The following is a 15,229-nucleotide window of genomic DNA, read 5'->3' on the forward strand; positions in this document are numbered from 1 at the left end:
AGCCAATCGGGTTCCCTCCGGAACCGATGCGCCCAACACCGCATGAACACCCGTGAAAGACCCTGCTAACGGGTATGACGGCGCAGCAGCCGACACCCGGGAGGTCGCAAGCGACGCTCCTCGGCGCCGAGACCGAGCGTTTCGATCAGCAGCCACGGACCGGACATACCGGTCACCCGCGTGTGGTGCCGCGGCCTGCCCGAGGTAGATCCAGATCCAGCGGGATGCGCCCGACCGCCAGATGCGCCTCCACCTCATCGGCGGGCATCGGCCGCGCGATCAGAAACCCTTGCGCACGATAGCAACCCAGCCCGACCAGAGTCCGCGCGGCGACCGGCGTCTCGACGCCCTCCCCCACCACACCCAGCCCGAACGACCCGGCCAACCCGATGATCGATTTCACGATCGCCAGATCGTCCGTGCTCGCACCGAGCCGCTGCACGAAGCCGCGGTCGATCTTCACGGCATCGACCGGAAGCGCCTTCAGATGCGACAGCGAGCTGTATCCGGTGCCGAAATCATCGATAGCGATCTGCACACCCATTCGCTTGAGTCCGCGCAGCGTGACCTGGGTGCGCGCCAAATCCTGCACGACCACATGTTCGGTGATCTCCAGGCAGACCGAACTGCCATCGATCCCGAACAGCCGCAGAATATCCTCGATCCGCTCCACGAAATCCAGGCTGACCAATTGAACCGGCGAAACATTGATCCGCATCACCACATTCGCCGCCAGCCCCCGCCTGCGCCATTCGGCGAACTGCGCACAGGCCGACCGAATCACCCAACGCCCCAGCTCACCCGCAAGATTGGTGGCCTCGGCGACGGTGACGAACGCACCGGGCGGCAGCAGCCCCCTGGTCGGATGCAACCAGCGCACCAGCGCCTCCAGCGCCACCACCCGCCCGGTGCGCAAATCGACCTCGGGCTGATAGTGCAGCAGCAGCGAGCCGTCGGAGACCGCACCGCGCAGATTCAGCTCCACATCGTCCTGTAATTCGAACTGCGCGCGCATGGCGTCGGTGAAGACCGCGACCCCGTTGCCGCCGCCCGATTTCGCCGACAGCAGCGCGTGATCGGCCCGGCGCAGCACATCCGCGACCGTGGTCTCCCCGGGGATACCCACCGCTACACCGACGCTCGCGCCACGGCTGACCGATTCCCCGCCTACAGTGACCCGCCGTCCGATAAGCTGCTGGATCCGCGTCGCCTCCAATTCGGCGGCCACCGCATCCATCGGTTTGGCCGGAACGATGACGAATTCGTCGCCACCGAGTCGGGCGATCATGTCATTGGGATCGAGATTCTCCCGCAGTCGCGAGGAGAGTGTGCGAATGAAATTGTCCCCCGCGGTATGTCCGAGAAAATCATTGAGCGCTTTGAGCCGGTCGAGATCGAGGAAGAAGGCGGCCACCGGGCCGGGACTGCCCGGTTTGAGTCGCTCTTCCATATGTTCGAGCAGCGCCCGCCGGTTCGCCAGCCCGGTCAAATCGTCGTGCAGCGCGATATATCGCAATCGTTCTTCGGCAACCACGCGCGCCTGCAGCTGGGCGAAGAGCGCGGCGATCGCCTTGAGCACATTCAGTTCCCGGGTGCTCCAGTCGCGATCGCCCTGTTTGATGAATCCCAGCACGCCGGTCGACTCGCCACGCGACAACAGCGGCACCGCGGCCATCGCGACCTGTGGGATGCCCGAGGAGCGCCGGATCGTCTCCTGATAGTCGGCGGACTGCTGAGACGGCCGCACGATGATCGGCTCGGTGGCGTGTTCCAATTCTCGGAATACCGAATCGGCATGTTCGAAATGCACGATCTTCAGCGGATCCGGATCCGGTATGTCACCACGGTGCGGCCATTCCGCGATGAGCACGGTCGCCCGCTGCTCTCTATCGGTATGGCGTAAGTAGCTGAAATCGACATCGAAATGCTCGACCAGCCTGGCCAGCACACGTTCACTCGCCGCCACCATCGTCGTGGCGTCGACGCCCATCAACTCCGAGGCGACCTGGGTCACCAGTGAGTCGAGCGTTCGCCGAGGCACCATATCTCCGATCGCGCTAGCTGCGGTTGCCCGCGCCCGGCACTGGAAGCCGCCTGCTGCGGACCGTGGCTGCTACCGCGTAGCTCAGGCGAAGCACCAATGCCATGATCTCATGTTCAGGCACTCCCAGCAGGTCCAGGAAACGGCCCTGAAGTGAGGTAAGTGTATCCGCGAAATCCGGGGAAATCCCTTTCAGCTCGTCGGGGTGCCGCGCGTAAAGGAACAAGGGCGAGACCGGTTGCACCGCAAGACCGAGCCGTTGCGCCGCGATCCAGACCCGCTGCACGGCCGCGCCGCCGCGGGCGTAATCGGCAAGTGATACCGACTCTGCGCCGGATCGACGCGGAACGGTTATCGCGAGCAACGCCGAACTCGACAGCACGCGGTCGCGCGTGTACTCGCCGAGCGCCGCGCCGCCGGACCATTCGCGCAACCGATCCATCACATCCGAGCGCTCGCCGATGCGGATCTTGGCCTGCTCGTCGGCGGCCAACTCCATACTCCGGATATCGATCCCGGTGCGCGGATCCTCGCCGGGCCAGCGCAGCTCGCCGAACATCTCCTGATGCAGACGCGGGGTCAGATAGCGGATGCGATCGGATTCGCCGAGCAGTGCGGCCGCGGCGGCGAGGTCGTCGGTTTCGGTGATGGCGTGGACCGTCGCATCGATGGCGGCCGCGTCCAAAGCGGGCAGGACATGATCCGCCAGCGGCGTGCCAGTGCCGAGGTGTCGGTTCGTCTCGCGGGTCAGCGTGTACGGATAGTCCGCGGCCAGTGCGGAATCGGTGCCGTTGCCCAGCTGTAGTACCGCCGAAAATGGAGTGGAGTTGTTCTCGACGAACTCATGCCTGCCGAGTAAGCCGTGGGCGGCGGCCGCGGCGCGCGCGTTGTACAGCGCCGCGCCGATCGATACCGCGCTGGCGCGATAGCCGATGTCCAGTGCCGACGAGCGCGTTCGGACGAGGTCGATGCGTAGCTCATCGCCATCGACGCGCAGGTACCAAGGCTGGGTATTGCCGCCCGACGGCGCTCGCTGCGCTGATTGGAGCACCTTCTCGACCGCGGATCCGCCCGGATCCGGCACACCGCATTCTGGCACCGGAAATTCGTCGGACACTTTCTCGCACACCGGCTCCGGTTCGGCCAACTCGTCCAGACCACGTTCCAGATCGAACCGGGTCCGCCCCGAGGACAACTTCTGGCCGAGCCCGATCCGGCGCACCGCCGCCGCCACGATGGCCGCACCCAGTTGGACATCACCGCCGAGCTGCGGCCAGGTCGTCACGGTTTCGTCGATTTCGACCAAACTCGCGGCCATCCGGGCCGAGAGCTCCTTCGGGTCGAGAATCCGCATGACGTGCGGCGCCTTGTCTTTCGTGGACAGCCCGCGTAGATCCGCGCCGAGGGTCGCGCCGAGCAGGCCGTGGAACGGTGGACGGTCCGGTTCCAGGTCATAGCGCTCGACATCGAGCAGGCCGCGATCGCTGGTATCCATCAGCAGCGGAATGCGCTGTCGGCGTGCTCCTTCTCGGACGGCGAACTTGATATCGAGCGAATCGCATTCCTCGACGACCAACGACAATCCGTGCAGGAATGCGTCGATGGTGTCCTCGTTGATGCCCGCGGTGGCGACCTCGACCGGTAGATACGGATCGAGTTCGGCGATCCGGCGCGCGGTCACGACGGACTTGTTCACGCCGATATCGAAGATTCCACCGGGGACTCGGTTCAGATTCGACAGCTCGATATCGTCGAAATCGGCTAGGCGCAGTAGGCCGCAGGTGCCCTCGAGGGCCAGCGCGTAAGCGACGGCATGCCCGACGCTCTGTCCGACGACGCCGACCGCAAGACCGGCACAGCGTTCCTGTTCGGCGCGGGTGAGCTTGTTCTGGTTGCGGTCCAAGCGAATTGCCCGAAATGTCTTTTCACCGGGCAACCCGACGAGCGTGCGGCGCCACGGGTAATAGACCCACCGGTCTGTCTCCGGCCCCCCGAGATCTGGTGGCGGTCGACGCACCTTGGCGATCTCGGCGCGCAGCACATCACGCAGATCGAGAATGCGGACCTGCGGTGATTTCCGTAATTGCACGAGAATCGGTGCGTCTGCAGTGGCATTTTCATCGAGAATCAGCGGGCGGTGGTCCGCGGTGAAGTCACCGTTCATCCCTGCGCCAATCCTCCGATCCCTGGTTCACTCGAGGGCGCTCGACCATGCGGCGACAGCCAGGCATCGAGGGCCGCACACTCCAGCGCAGTCAACGAACTCTGCAATTTTGTGGCTAATGACCGATATGTCCGGGTATCCCACCACATCGGAATGGTCTGATAGCGATGGTCAGGATAGGGCACGGCCGGAATCCGATCGGCGACATACCCACCGCTCGAGCGGTATAGACCGATATTTCGCGTGGCAGTGGTGACGAAACCGAACCTGGCATCGAGCAGTCGGGCGGCGTGCACGACACAGCGGGAGACCGCGGCGGCGAGCGCGGCGCGATGCTCCGCCACTCGGGAGACCCACACCGCCTTCACCTCGATCACACCTTCCGGTATCCGATCGGCAACCATCGCGCGCAACTCGGCGGCACCGGGTCGACCGGCCCAGGCGCGCAGTGCGTGCACTTCGTCGGCTACACCGTAGGGACCCTGTGCCCGCAATCCCGCGACCACCGCTCCGGAGGGATCTACCGCGGCGAAGAACAGCGAAGTCGAACGGCCGTCGGCAACGCTGTCGTATTCCAAAGCGTGATCAACGCCGTAGTGCCGGTAAACCTGCAGCGCACCGCGCAGATAGCGGCGCCACAGATCGGGATGAGCCTGCGGAGTAGCGACATGAAAGACATATCCAGAATGCATGTCGCGAAACCGCAACACCTCGGCATCGCGCGTACCCCCCGAGCCGACTGCGATTGTTTCGACAGTCATGGTGTTCCTACTCCGTTTGCTACCGCACATCCGCACGGTCATCGAGCCGGCCCGACCGACTCGCCAGACGACTCGCCGGTCAGGTGAGTTTGCCTAGGGCAGTATCCGTCATACGACAATATTTGACCAGATATCTGGTTAATCTTCCGAAAACTGATTGTCAGCAACGAAATCACCGCAGGTCAGGACATTCGAACATGCCATCGAACAGATCGTGGAGACCAGTCGGTACTGACGCAGCTAACGGAAGGCAAACTTAAACCAGGATAGAGATGAACAGTTCGACCGACTCCGGCCCACGCCAGATCTCGATCTCCTCCCGGTACGCACGGGTGATCTCGGCGGACGCCGTCGCATCGTCGACCTGGGCCCACACATCCTCGACCGGATCGTGGTAATCCCCGTTCGGTTCGAACCGAGCGTAGACACCCTTGGGCACCTTGACCAGTACGTCACCGACCGGAACCGCGCCGGGAGCGGAGTACTCGAAACACACGACGGCGTTGTAGTTTCCGGCCGGATCCGGCACGTACACGGTATACATCGGCTGGTCGGCGCCCGCGCGGTCGCGCAGCCGATCCTTGAGGAATTCGATCAGATCGCTATTGCTGACCTTGAAGCTCGGACGTACCCGCGGCACCACCAGCCCGCCGTAGATGGCCTCGCGGCGCACCACGATCGCGTATGTCATCGCGCCTCGACCGCCAGGTAGAGATCGATCTTGTAGGCGTGCGGATAACACTCGAAATCGCCGGTATAGGTCCGTTTGATCTGGTTGTGTTCCTCGGCGTAGGCGATCTGCGTCCACAGGTCGGTCATCACCTGCGGGAAGTTACCGACCGAGGAGAATCTCGCATAGGTGCCGCGCGGCAGCCGCGCCACCAGATGACCGCGGGTGACCTCATCGAAGGACACACACTCATATCCGACGATCTGGGTGTTGTAGGTGCCGAGTTCACCGGAGTAATCGGTGTAGGCGCTTGCCAGCTGACCGCCGAGTTCCTGATGCAGTACCGCCGCCCATGCGGCCTCGAGGTCGTGGTCCCGCAGTTCCCCGAGCGCACGTTTCGGGCTGCGCACCGGGAGCCCGGCAACCCACGTTTCGTCTCGCTCGACGATTTCAAACTGCATGGAATGACTCTTTCGAGGTGAACCCGGGGGCGTTGCCCGCATCCGGTCGGCCAGAAAGGCCATGCTATCAACTCGACCGCGTGGTCCGGCTCACATGTCCGGGTCGTTATGCACGCCTCATCGCCGCGTTGAACTGGTCGAGCGACCTGTACGCAAACAGATGGCTATCGATGCATGACCTGCGGCACCATGTGATCGTGTGCGAGACCATCGCCGAACTCGATGCCACGGTCGCGGATTGCTTCGCCTGCCCGCGGCTGGTCGCCTGGCGGGAACGGGCGGCCGAGGAGAAGCGCGCCGCTTACCGTGACGAAACCTATTGGGGCAGGCCGGTTCCCGGATACGGTCCCGATGACGCACGACTGCTCGTCGTCGGGCTCGCCCCGGCCGCCCACGGCGGCAATCGAACCGGGCGGATGTTCACCGGCGACCGCAGTGGGGATTTCCTCTATGCCGCCATGTACAACGTCGGACTGACCAATCAACCGACGGCGGTGCACCGCGACGACGGACTGCGGCTGATCGGCGCACGGGTCACCGCGCCGGTGCACTGCGCGCCGCCCGGCAATAAGCCGACGCCCGATGAACGGGATCGCTGCAGTCATTGGCTGAAAACCGAATTGGATCTGCTTACACCGACATTGCGGGCCGTGGTCGTACTCGGTGCGTTCGGCTGGCAGGCGCTGCTTCCGGTGCTTGCCACATCGGGTTGGACGGTGCCGCGTCCACGTCCCAAGTTCGGGCATGGCGCTCACGTTGTGCTGCCGCCGACTGTCGATGATCGGGCGCCGCTGCAGTTATTCGGCTGCTATCACGTCAGCCAGCAGAACACTTTCACCGGTCGGCTCACCCACGACATGCTGGAGGCGGTGCTGACCGCCGCGGCGACCGCCGCGGGTCTTCCCGGCCGCCGGAGCTGAGCAGAGAATCAGGACGGCGCGGTGATCTTGGTAATGACGGTGCTGCCCTCGCGCGGCGCGACGCTGACGAACTGTCGATAGGTGCGCACCGTCGCATCCGGTCGGAATTCGGTGATGACGACGTCGAAGCGACCGTCGAGCATCGGGGTGATCATTACGCAGTGCTGGGTACCGGGCGGAATCGATTTGATACCCGCGTCGATCAACGCCACCGACGACACCGCCGCATCCGGTGTGGTCAGTGCGCGGGCGTTCGAGGCCGAGTGAGTCACGTAATAGGCGTATTGGAAGGCCAGGATCACATCCGGTCCGGAATCAGTCGAGCCGGTTCCGTTGCCGCGCACCAACTGTTCGGTGCGGGTCGGCTCACAATTCGATCCTCCGCCGAGCACCGGATCGATGATCGTGGCCGTCGACTGCCGAGTATTGCTCGCCTCGGCCGTGTACACGAGCACCAATGCCACCGCCGCCAATGTCCCGAAGATCGCGGCACTGCCGACCAGCCAGGGTCTACGCGGCGGACGCCGCTTGCGGCGGTGTGGGCGCGTCGGCGGGAGGACACGTGGTACCGATCCGGACGGGAGCATGCCCGGCCACAGCGGATCGGTCGAGCGACTACCGCGCACCATGATCTCGCCACACCCCTTCACCGTGCCGCTGGGGCGACCCTTTCAATGCCGTTGTGCAATAACAAGATTGCATAAATGCGTCGGTAAGGCGACAGAATGGGCCCGACAGAATCGGTCAATAGACCAGCACACTGCGTCCGCACCGCCCGCGGCTGCCCGCACTTCCTGCGACTTTAGAGGTTTCCCACAACCGCCGGGCCGAAGGTTCGTAATGACGGGCATACCATGATCAATCCGCGCCGGTATGCTCTTCCGGAAACGATGTCCAGCGGAAATACCAGCTCAGCAATGCATTTCGGTGCATTCGGCGGCATAGTAGAACGCCTGCGACGATGCCGCACGACAACGATGTCCGGCCGCCGCAGTCCGTCGAACGCCTGTCCAATTCGGATAAGGCATTCGCCAGGACACCGAAAACTGCGTTATCGGAAGACAAACCAGGAGTGACTCTCGTGCGAAACCTCTTTGCCGCCGACGGGCGATTCCCGAATGTCGTCGTGACGAGTCTCGCGGCGACCACGTCGATCGCGGGTGATGTCGACGCGACGTGGAAGGGACTGCTCAACGGTGAGAGCGGAATCGACGTGCTGGAGGATCCCTTCGTCGAGGAGTACGACCTGCCCGTCCGCATCGGCGGTCAGCTGAAGGTTCGCCCGGAAACCCTGCTGACCCGGGTCGAACAGCGTCGGATGGCCTATGTCGAACAGCTCGCGACGGTCCTCGGACGTGAGGTGTGGCGCAATGCGGGCAGTCCGGAGGTGGATCCCGAACGGCTGGGTGTGGCGATCGGCACCGGCATCGGCGGCGCCGATGCCATCACCGATGCGAACAACAAGCTGAAAAGCGGTGGCTATCGCAAGATTTCGCCGCTGGCCGTGCAGATGATCATGCCGAATGGCCCGTCAGCGGTCGTCGGCCTGGAATTGAAGGCGAAGGCAGGTGTGATCACGCCGGTCTCGGCGTGCTCGTCCGGGTCCGAGGCAATTGTCAACGCTTGGCGCATGATTGCGATGGGTGACGCCGATATGGTCGTCACCGGCGGCGTCGAGGGATATATCGATGTCCTCCCGATCGCGGCCTTTACCATGATGCGCGCGATGAGCACCCGCAACGACGATCCGAAGGGCGCCTCACGTCCGTTCGACTCCGATCGTGACGGTTTCGTCTTCGGCGAAGCCGGTGCGCTGATGGTCCTCGAGACCGAGGAGCACGCCAAGGCCCGCGGCGCGACCATCCATGCGCGCCTGCTCGGTGGCGGCATCACTTCCGACGGTTACCATTTGGTCGCTCCCGCGCCCGATGGCGACGGCGCGGCACGCGCGATGACCCGGGCCATGCAGATCGCAGGTCTGACCCCGAAGGACATCACCCACATCAACGCGCACGCGACTGCGACACCGATCGGCGATACCGCCGAGGCGAACGCGATCAACAAGGCCGTCGGTAACCACGCCTCGGTCTACGCGCCGAAGTCCGCGTTGGGACATTCGATCGGTGCGGTGGGTGCACTGGAATCTATTCTGACCGTGCTCAGCATCCGCGACGGCATAGTCCCACCGACCCTCAACCTCGACAACCAGGATCCCGAGATCGATCTGGATGTGGTGCACGGCGAGGCGCGCAATCAGGAGATCGAGTACGCGATCAACAACTCGTTCGGGTTCGGTGGGCACAACGTCGCGCTCGCCTTCGGCCGGTACTAACGGACGAGGATGGCACGCGGGTAGAGCAGTTGGAAGCCGAGCTTCTGGACGTTCTGCTGTGACTTCGAACCCGGAAGGGTCGTAACCACCGCGAGGTCACAACCCGCGGCCGCCGCGGCGGCGAGGCGCATCGACAGCAGTGCACCCTGCACGCCGCGGCGGCGGAATTCGGGAAGGGTCGCCGCACCACATAATTGGGCAATGCCATCGCTGAGGCGCAGGCTCGCGCCACCAACGGGCTTACCGTCGATCATGGCCAGCGAGCCGACGAAACCGTTCGTCGCGGTGAGGTCTCGTTCGGCTTGTTCGATGGCCTCGCGCGGGAATTCCTCGTGCGAGGCAACGCCCTGGGTGTCCGGAGTGGCGAAGCCGTCCACGATGACCTTCACCCAGGTCTCGAATTCGTCGTGCCCGACGTCGCGGATCTCGATGCCCTCGGCCGGTCGTGCCCGTCGCCCCGGCTCGAGTCGCAAGCCCAGCACATTCTCGAACCCGAACAGCACATAGCCGCGGCGCGTCAGGCGTTCGACAACGGCGGGATCGGCCAGCGTGCTGACTTCGATCTGGACCGGCGCTTCCCGCTCGGCGAAGGCTTGTTCGACCGCGTCCAGCTCGGCGTCATCGAAGGCAGCGCCGTTCATTCCGACGCCGACCACCTTGTCCAGCGGTGAACCCGGGCCCGCCCACACCGCGAGACCGCCGCCGATGGGGCGCACCAGCACTCGCTGCTGCGGGTCCCGGCGGGCCGCCGCACGAGCGCCCTGTTCTATCAGGGTGCGTTCGGCATGCTCGACCCGCGCTGCGAGGTGCTGTCCGGCGAATAAACCGGAGACGAATTCGGTTGGCATGGGGAATTACTACCTTGTCGGTAGCGACGGATTCATCTGGTTTTAGCGCCGAGCGGGTTCGGCGTCTCGGAGGTGGCACGAACGAACTCGGCGTCCAGGGACCAGGTTCCCGCGCCGACAATGAGCAGGAATGCGCTCCCGCACAGTTGCGCGAGATCGGTCCGGGACTCGTGCAGCAAGGTCCACCATCCGGATTTGCCCGGAAACAATGCCGCATCACCCCACAGCAGGGGCAATTTGGTGATGAGCAGCGCGCCGATCATGTCGACGATCATCGGAACTGCCGCGGCCCGCGTCAGCAGTCCGAACAGGATCAGGGCTCCGCAGGCGGTTTCGAAGACACCGTCGAGCGGTGCGACGAAGCCGGCAGCCGGGATGCCGACCTTCTCGAACCGGCCGGTGCCGAGTGCGTCGGGATAAACGAACTTCTGGATGCCTTCGGACAAGAACACCACGCCGACGAACAGGCGGATGAGGACAGTCGACGCGGGTGCGTTGGTTGTGGCCAGCCGAGTCGACCAGGTTCTGAACTGGGACATGCGCTATGCCTCCCGCTCATGGTGACCAGCCATTGTAATGCCGCCCGCCCGCAGTGTTCGATTCAATCGCGACCGTCTTGAGCCATGAGGACCCAGCAGTCGGCGTGCCGGGCGGCCTTCTCGCCAGTCGCGCCGATGAACCGACCCCCAGATCGCCGAATGACCACTGCGGCCGAGGACATCCGCCTAGTGGCGGGTAGCGGCGACGGTGAGTTCATGCGCGAGTGCCCAGCTCGGATTTCGGCTTCGATGGCGACGCCAGACGTGGCTGCCGTATCGGCGGCGGCGAGCCAGCGACGGCTGGCCATCTTCTGATCCGACCATGGGTGGTGGTGCGAATCCGACCGCGGAAGGTGGTTCGGCGCGCACCCGGCGAACTATCGTGGCTGTATGCCTGTTACCGACGGTACCGAACCGCCAGTCATCCCGGGTGTGCGCCGATCGTTCGTGACAGCACGCGATGTCAGGTTCCACGTGACCGAATCCGGACCGGAGGCCGGCCGTCCAGTCGTGCTGCTGCACGGCTGGCCACAGCACCACTACGCCTATCGGGATCTGCTCGCCGACCCGCCCGAAGGACTCCGGATCATCGCCCCCGACCTGCCTGGCTACGGCTGGTCGGGACCACCACCGCATCGATGGTCGAAGGAGGACGTCGCCTCCGATGTGTTCGCCCTCATCGATGCGCTCGACCTGGGACGGGTACTACTCGTCGGCCACGACTGGGGCGGTTACATCGGCTACCGCATGGTGCTGCGCGAACCCGACCGCTTCGACGGCTACCTGGTGCTGAATATGGCCCATCCATGGGTACCGCCGACGACGGTCATGCGACAAATGTGGCGCTTGCTCACCTACCAGCCGCTGGTCGCCACCGTGGGCGTACCGCTCCAACAGCGCACCCGATTCCTCGAATGGCTCATCGGAGGGGCGATCACCGACCGCAGCAAGGTCAGCCCCGAGGTGATCCGCATATTCGCCGACCGCTTCCGCGATCCGGTCTGCGCCCGCGCCGCCACCGACACCTACCGCACCTTCTGGCTGCGCGAAATTCCGGAAACCGCACGTCATCCCGAACGCCGCCGCGCCACCATCCCGATCCGCGCCCTCTTCGGAGTCGACGACCCCGCCGTTCACCGCTCCCTGGCCGCCGCCGAAACCGCCCGCGCCGACGATTACACCTTCGAACCGGTGACCGGCTGTGGACATTTCGTCGCCGATGAGCGCCCCGAACTCGTCCGCGCCCGTCTGATCGAACTGGCCGCGGACACGAAGTAGCCCTTGTCACTCGGGCTTTCGCGCCCATACCGTTGGCCGCCGAGGAATCCCATGCTCGGCGCGAAAGACCGAGGAGAATTATGAGCCGATTGGCAGTTGTGACCGGTGCGTCGTCCGGTATCGGAAAGGCAACGGCCGCAGCCCTGGTCACGCGCGGCTTCCAAGTGATCGGGACCAGCCGGAATCCGGAGTCGATCCCGCCCGCCGACCGAGTGACCGATGTCGAGTACCGCGCGCTCGATTTGACCGATGCCGAGTCGATCCGCGTATTCGTCGACGGGCTCGACGGTGTCGACGTGCTGATCAACAATGCTGGCGAGAGCCAGGCGGGTCCGCTGGCCGAATTGCCGACCGCCGCGGTCGAGCGACTATTCCAGCTGAATGTGCTCGGACCGGTCACACTGACCCAGGCGGTGCTCCCCGGAATGCGCAGCCGTGGTTATGGGCGGGTGGTCGTGGTCGGGTCCATGCTGGCCAGCTTCCCGATGCCGTACCGGTCCTCTTATGTGGCAACCAAGGCGGCCGTGCGGGGGTTCGCCACGGCGGCTCGATTCGAGGAGTCGCCGTTCGGCGTGTGGATCACCACCGTCGAACCCGGCCAGATCGATACCGGCCTGCGTAAGCGGCGCACCAAGTACATCGACGAGAACTCCCCGCACACTGCCGATTTCACCCGCTTCATGACCGAACTCGATCAGCAGCAGGCCAAAGGCATTACGCCACAACAGGTTGCCGACAGCATCGTCACGGCCGTCGAGGCGCGGCGGCCGCGGCCACTGTATGCGGTCGGCAGCAACGCACCTGCCATGTTCGCGCTGCGTCGCCTGTTGCCGCGTACGGTCATGGAGAAGGTCATCGCCAGGGCCTACGGACTGTCTCGGTGATCATCCGCGGCTAGGGTCCGCGACACCGTAGCGGCCGGTCGAGCGTATCGGTCCGACCGAGGTCGGCATGGTATCCGGTTTAGCGGTTGGTGTCATTGCCTTGATCATCTGCGCCGTGACGCGCCCGGCTCCGTCCTCGGTAGCGCCGAGGTCACAGCCATGACCGCCAGACCCGCATCGCGAATGATGCGGTCGAGGTCGTCGATGATATCGCTTATCGCATCTCGCGTCCGATCCGCCTGCCCGGATGCGACTGGTTCCCGGTCGAATTCGATGCCGATCTTGTTGAGTTGGAGGCCGGTATCGAGCAGATTTCGCACCAGGTTATCCGCGATCTCCGCGAAAGCGACTGTACTGCTGTCCAATTCGCCGGTATCGGGCTGTCGATGCATGGTATGGCCGAACCGCTTGTCCCACATAATGATTCCTCTTGCCGGACAGGTCCCCTGACCGCCCTGGCCGCCGATTGCCTGGAATTCGTTCAGCGCCGGAAGTACCCCGCATCCAGTGCCCCAAACCTGGCGGCGACAGCGGCGGTCTTCGGCCATGAACAGGGTGTTGCACAGAGTGTGCTGAACCTATTGCCATGAGCGCCGCAGCGGGGCAGTGTGAACATGTCGGTGGCGCCACCGGGGTGCTGCCACGAACACCGAGGGAGTCGCTCGTGTACGCACGTTCTACGACTATTCAGGCGCAACCCTCTGCTATCGATGCCGGGATTGCGCACGTACGTGACGAGGTAATGCCGGCTGTAGAAGACATACCCGGCTGTGTCGGACTATCGTTGCTGGTCGATCGCCAGTCCGGCCGGTGCATCGTCACTACCTCGTGGGAAACCGAGGACGCGATGAACGACAGCACCGATCGGGTCCGCCCCATTCGAGATCGCGCGGCCGCGGCGTTCGGCGGCGGCGGCACCCAAATCGAGCAATGGGAAATCGCTGCCCTACATCGTGACCACCGCGCACAGCAGGGCGCCTGCGCCCGCGTTGTCTGGGTCAAGACGAACCCGGATCGACAGGACGCTGCGATCGAGACCTACAAATCCCAAGCCGTAGCCGGCATGGAATCCCTCGAGGGGTTCTGCAGCGCGAGCCTGTTGGTAGACCGCGCATCCGGCCGTGGCGTCTCCTGCGTTACCTTCGATACCGCCGACGCCATGGAGCGCAACCGCGAAGACGCAACCGCCCTGCGCGAGCGAATCACCCGCCAAGCCGGTATGCAGGTCGTCGACATGTGCGAATGCGAGCTGGCCATCGCCCACCTCCGCGTCCCCGAATTGGTGTAAATCGCACGTCCGCGGCTCCCGATCGGTTGATAGGTCGGGAGCCGTTCGTGTGCGCCTGCGCAGCTGAACCGAATGCTCACCCGGCTGTATGCGGTGGCGAATAGAAGTGCCACCGGATCGGACTTGGAGTACGAAAATTCCTCATAGCGGATACCTATCGACATCGACCGAGCCGAGCGAGAAGATCATAGTTGGCGGTCAACGTCGCCCGCCCGGGGGAATTCCATGTACATCGTCCGATGATTGGACTCCCAATGATTATCAAGAAATTGGTGGCGACCGCCCTGTTTGCCATCGCGTCAACGGGCATAGCCATGGCGACAGCGCACGGTGAGGGCATCATGGCAAACCTCACGATGAATGGCGTGGACGGGGCGATCCCATATACGACAACCCTCGCGGCGGATCACAGCAGCGCTACCGTCGATCTGGCCTCGGGGAAGTTCGAAGTGACACCGGATGCGATCAACGTCATCGCCGACAACGGTGCCATCGTCGGGACAATCCCGACGACACTGCGTATGGAGACCGGCCAGAACTTCTCCCTCACGCCTTCACTCGGCAGCACCGCGAGGACGCTGACGCTCACGCCGGCAGCTGGCGTGCCATCGCCCGCTGCGGTCAACACCCCGCCCGAGGTTGAGGGCCTGCTACATAACGCCCTGCTAGTAGGGGTGTTCGTGGGCGCGTCGATCGGCTGCGCGGTCGGCGTTCTGATCGGCATCTGGTTCTTCCTGGTCGGTGCCGTTATCGGTTGCGCGATCGGCGCTGCCATCGGTGCCACTATCGGCCTGTTCTTCCCGATCTGATCGAGAATCCGCAGGACGAATCGAGGTGATAGACACGGGGTCGGGCGGATCACAGATCCGCTCCGGCTTCGGCAGGGTGAGCTCGGCCGCCACGAAGTGTGACCGGAAAGCAGAAAACCCGGCCTGAGCCGGGCTTTTGGTGGAGCTAAGGGGAATCGAACCCCTTGAGATACTGCGGTTTTAGGGGTCTGACCAGGGCATAAGCGATTTTCGCTAACCTTTCGCAATCCGTTT

16 protein-coding genes are annotated in these 15,229 nt (G+C 64.2%); 7 read left to right on the top strand and 9 right to left on the bottom strand.

Features of this window, described 5'->3' with window-relative positions; all coding sequences use genetic code 11:
• Positions 1-172: 172 nt before the first annotated feature.
• The 5 genes from ACIBG0_RS30865 to ACIBG0_RS30885 all read right to left on the bottom strand — a co-directional run bounded on the left by ACIBG0_RS30865 (position 173) and on the right by ACIBG0_RS30885 (position 6,097).
• Entirely contained in the window at positions 173-2,044 is a 1,872-nt protein-coding gene (locus ACIBG0_RS30865) for a putative bifunctional diguanylate cyclase/phosphodiesterase (RefSeq protein ID WP_397037219.1), read from the bottom strand.
• A 13-nt stretch (positions 2,045-2,057) separates the two neighbouring features.
• The gene (locus tag ACIBG0_RS30870) at positions 2,058-4,205 is read right to left on the bottom strand and encodes an Rv1355c family protein (RefSeq protein ID WP_397037220.1); all 2,148 of its coding nucleotides are present in this window, start codon (positions 4,203-4,205) and stop codon (positions 2,058-2,060) included.
• A complete protein-coding gene (locus tag ACIBG0_RS30875) occupies positions 4,202-4,966 on the bottom strand; it encodes a hypothetical protein (RefSeq protein WP_397037222.1) in 765 nt (254 codons plus the stop codon). The genes ACIBG0_RS30870 and ACIBG0_RS30875 overlap by 4 nt, the downstream gene beginning before the upstream one ends.
• Positions 4,967-5,222: 256 nt before the next feature.
• Entirely contained in the window at positions 5,223-5,657 is a 435-nt protein-coding gene (locus ACIBG0_RS30880; protein WP_364341071.1) for an effector binding domain-containing protein, read from the bottom strand.
• Positions 5,654-6,097 carry a GyrI-like domain-containing protein gene (locus tag ACIBG0_RS30885; protein ID WP_062986487.1) on the bottom strand — a complete coding sequence of 148 codons (444 nt, stop codon included), beginning with the start codon at positions 6,095-6,097 and terminating at the stop codon, positions 5,654-5,656. The genes ACIBG0_RS30880 and ACIBG0_RS30885 overlap by 4 nt, the downstream gene beginning before the upstream one ends.
• Positions 6,098-6,294: 197 nt before the next feature.
• Here ACIBG0_RS30885 and ACIBG0_RS30890 point away from each other — a divergent pair, with 197 nt between their 5' ends.
• Positions 6,295-7,017, top strand: coding sequence for a uracil-DNA glycosylase (locus tag ACIBG0_RS30890; RefSeq protein ID WP_397037224.1), 723 nt, complete (start codon positions 6,295-6,297; stop codon positions 7,015-7,017).
• 8 nt (positions 7,018-7,025) lie between these two features.
• On the opposite strand, the gene ACIBG0_RS30895 is transcribed toward ACIBG0_RS30890, so the two are convergent.
• On the bottom strand, positions 7,026-7,646 hold the full coding sequence (locus ACIBG0_RS30895; RefSeq protein ID WP_397037225.1) for a hypothetical protein: 621 nt from the start codon (positions 7,644-7,646) through the stop codon (positions 7,026-7,028).
• Between the two features lie 452 nt (positions 7,647-8,098).
• Here ACIBG0_RS30895 and ACIBG0_RS30900 point away from each other — a divergent pair, with 452 nt between their 5' ends.
• Complete coding sequence (locus ACIBG0_RS30900; protein WP_397037227.1) at positions 8,099-9,349, top strand: KasA/KasB family beta-ketoacyl-ACP synthase; 1,251 nt, start codon at positions 8,099-8,101, stop codon at positions 9,347-9,349.
• Here ACIBG0_RS30900 and ACIBG0_RS30905 read toward each other — a convergent pair.
• The gene (locus tag ACIBG0_RS30905; protein WP_397037229.1) at positions 9,346-10,197 is read right to left on the bottom strand and encodes a GNAT family N-acetyltransferase; all 852 of its coding nucleotides are present in this window, start codon (positions 10,195-10,197) and stop codon (positions 9,346-9,348) included. The genes ACIBG0_RS30900 and ACIBG0_RS30905 overlap by 4 nt on opposite strands.
• Before the next feature lie 32 nt (positions 10,198-10,229).
• Positions 10,230-10,736, bottom strand: a complete 507-nt coding sequence (locus tag ACIBG0_RS30910) for a DoxX family protein (RefSeq protein ID WP_397037231.1) — start codon at positions 10,734-10,736, stop codon at positions 10,230-10,232.
• A 159-nt stretch (positions 10,737-10,895) separates the two neighbouring features.
• Between ACIBG0_RS30910 and ACIBG0_RS30915 the strand changes: the two genes are divergently transcribed.
• The 3 genes from ACIBG0_RS30915 to ACIBG0_RS30925 all read left to right on the top strand — a co-directional run bounded on the left by ACIBG0_RS30915 (position 10,896) and on the right by ACIBG0_RS30925 (position 12,898).
• Positions 10,896-11,051 (top strand): hypothetical protein, encoded by a 156-nt coding sequence (locus ACIBG0_RS30915; RefSeq protein ID WP_397037233.1) that lies wholly within the window; start codon positions 10,896-10,898, stop codon positions 11,049-11,051.
• Positions 11,052-11,126: 75 nt separating this feature from the next.
• A complete protein-coding gene (locus ACIBG0_RS30920) occupies positions 11,127-12,014 on the top strand; it encodes an alpha/beta fold hydrolase (protein WP_397037235.1) in 888 nt (295 codons plus the stop codon).
• Positions 12,015-12,094: 80 nt separating this feature from the next.
• Entirely contained in the window at positions 12,095-12,898 is an 804-nt protein-coding gene (locus tag ACIBG0_RS30925) for an SDR family oxidoreductase (protein WP_397037237.1), read from the top strand.
• A 104-nt stretch (positions 12,899-13,002) separates the two neighbouring features.
• On the opposite strand, the gene ACIBG0_RS30930 is transcribed toward ACIBG0_RS30925, so the two are convergent.
• Entirely contained in the window at positions 13,003-13,317 is a 315-nt protein-coding gene (locus tag ACIBG0_RS30930; protein ID WP_397037239.1) for a hypothetical protein, read from the bottom strand.
• A gap of 245 nt (positions 13,318-13,562) precedes the next feature.
• Here ACIBG0_RS30930 and ACIBG0_RS30935 point away from each other — a divergent pair, with 245 nt between their 5' ends.
• Together ACIBG0_RS30935 and ACIBG0_RS30940 are read left to right on the top strand one after the other, a co-directional pair.
• Positions 13,563-14,186, top strand: a complete 624-nt coding sequence (locus tag ACIBG0_RS30935; protein ID WP_397037240.1) for an antibiotic biosynthesis monooxygenase — start codon at positions 13,563-13,565, stop codon at positions 14,184-14,186.
• A gap of 191 nt (positions 14,187-14,377) precedes the next feature.
• Positions 14,378-14,995: a hypothetical protein gene (locus ACIBG0_RS30940; protein WP_397037241.1), complete on the top strand. Its 618-nt coding sequence runs from the start codon at positions 14,378-14,380 to the stop codon at positions 14,993-14,995.
• Positions 14,996-15,229 lie beyond the last annotated feature (234 nt).

The sequence above is a fragment of the Nocardia sp. NPDC050630 genome, from assembly GCF_044457245.1.
Classification (GTDB): Bacteria; Actinomycetota; Actinomycetes; order Mycobacteriales; family Mycobacteriaceae; genus Nocardia.

Bases quoted from the DNA above. Each gene is read 5' to 3' on its own strand.
- ACIBG0_RS30865 (WP_397037219.1), bottom strand. From the start codon at position 2,044: ATGGTGCCTCGGCGAACGCTCGACTCACTGGTGACCCAGGTCGCCTCG.
- ACIBG0_RS30870 (WP_397037220.1), bottom strand. From the start codon at position 4,205: ATGAACGGTGACTTCACCGCGGACCACCGCCCGCTGATTCTCGATGAA.
- ACIBG0_RS30875 (WP_397037222.1), bottom strand. From the start codon at position 4,966: ATGACTGTCGAAACAATCGCAGTCGGCTCGGGGGGTACGCGCGATGCC.
- ACIBG0_RS30880 (WP_364341071.1), bottom strand. From the start codon at position 5,657: ATGACATACGCGATCGTGGTGCGCCGCGAGGCCATCTACGGCGGGCTG.
- ACIBG0_RS30885 (WP_062986487.1), bottom strand. From the start codon at position 6,097: ATGCAGTTTGAAATCGTCGAGCGAGACGAAACGTGGGTTGCCGGGCTC.
- ACIBG0_RS30895 (WP_397037225.1), bottom strand. From the start codon at position 7,646: ATGGTGCGCGGTAGTCGCTCGACCGATCCGCTGTGGCCGGGCATGCTC.
- ACIBG0_RS30905 (WP_397037229.1), bottom strand. From the start codon at position 10,197: ATGCCAACCGAATTCGTCTCCGGTTTATTCGCCGGACAGCACCTCGCA.
- ACIBG0_RS30910 (WP_397037231.1), bottom strand. From the start codon at position 10,736: ATGTCCCAGTTCAGAACCTGGTCGACTCGGCTGGCCACAACCAACGCA.
- ACIBG0_RS30915 (WP_397037233.1), top strand. From the start codon at position 10,896: ATGACCACTGCGGCCGAGGACATCCGCCTAGTGGCGGGTAGCGGCGAC.
- ACIBG0_RS30920 (WP_397037235.1), top strand. From the start codon at position 11,127: ATGCCTGTTACCGACGGTACCGAACCGCCAGTCATCCCGGGTGTGCGC.
- ACIBG0_RS30925 (WP_397037237.1), top strand. From the start codon at position 12,095: ATGAGCCGATTGGCAGTTGTGACCGGTGCGTCGTCCGGTATCGGAAAG.
- ACIBG0_RS30930 (WP_397037239.1), bottom strand. From the start codon at position 13,317: ATGTGGGACAAGCGGTTCGGCCATACCATGCATCGACAGCCCGATACC.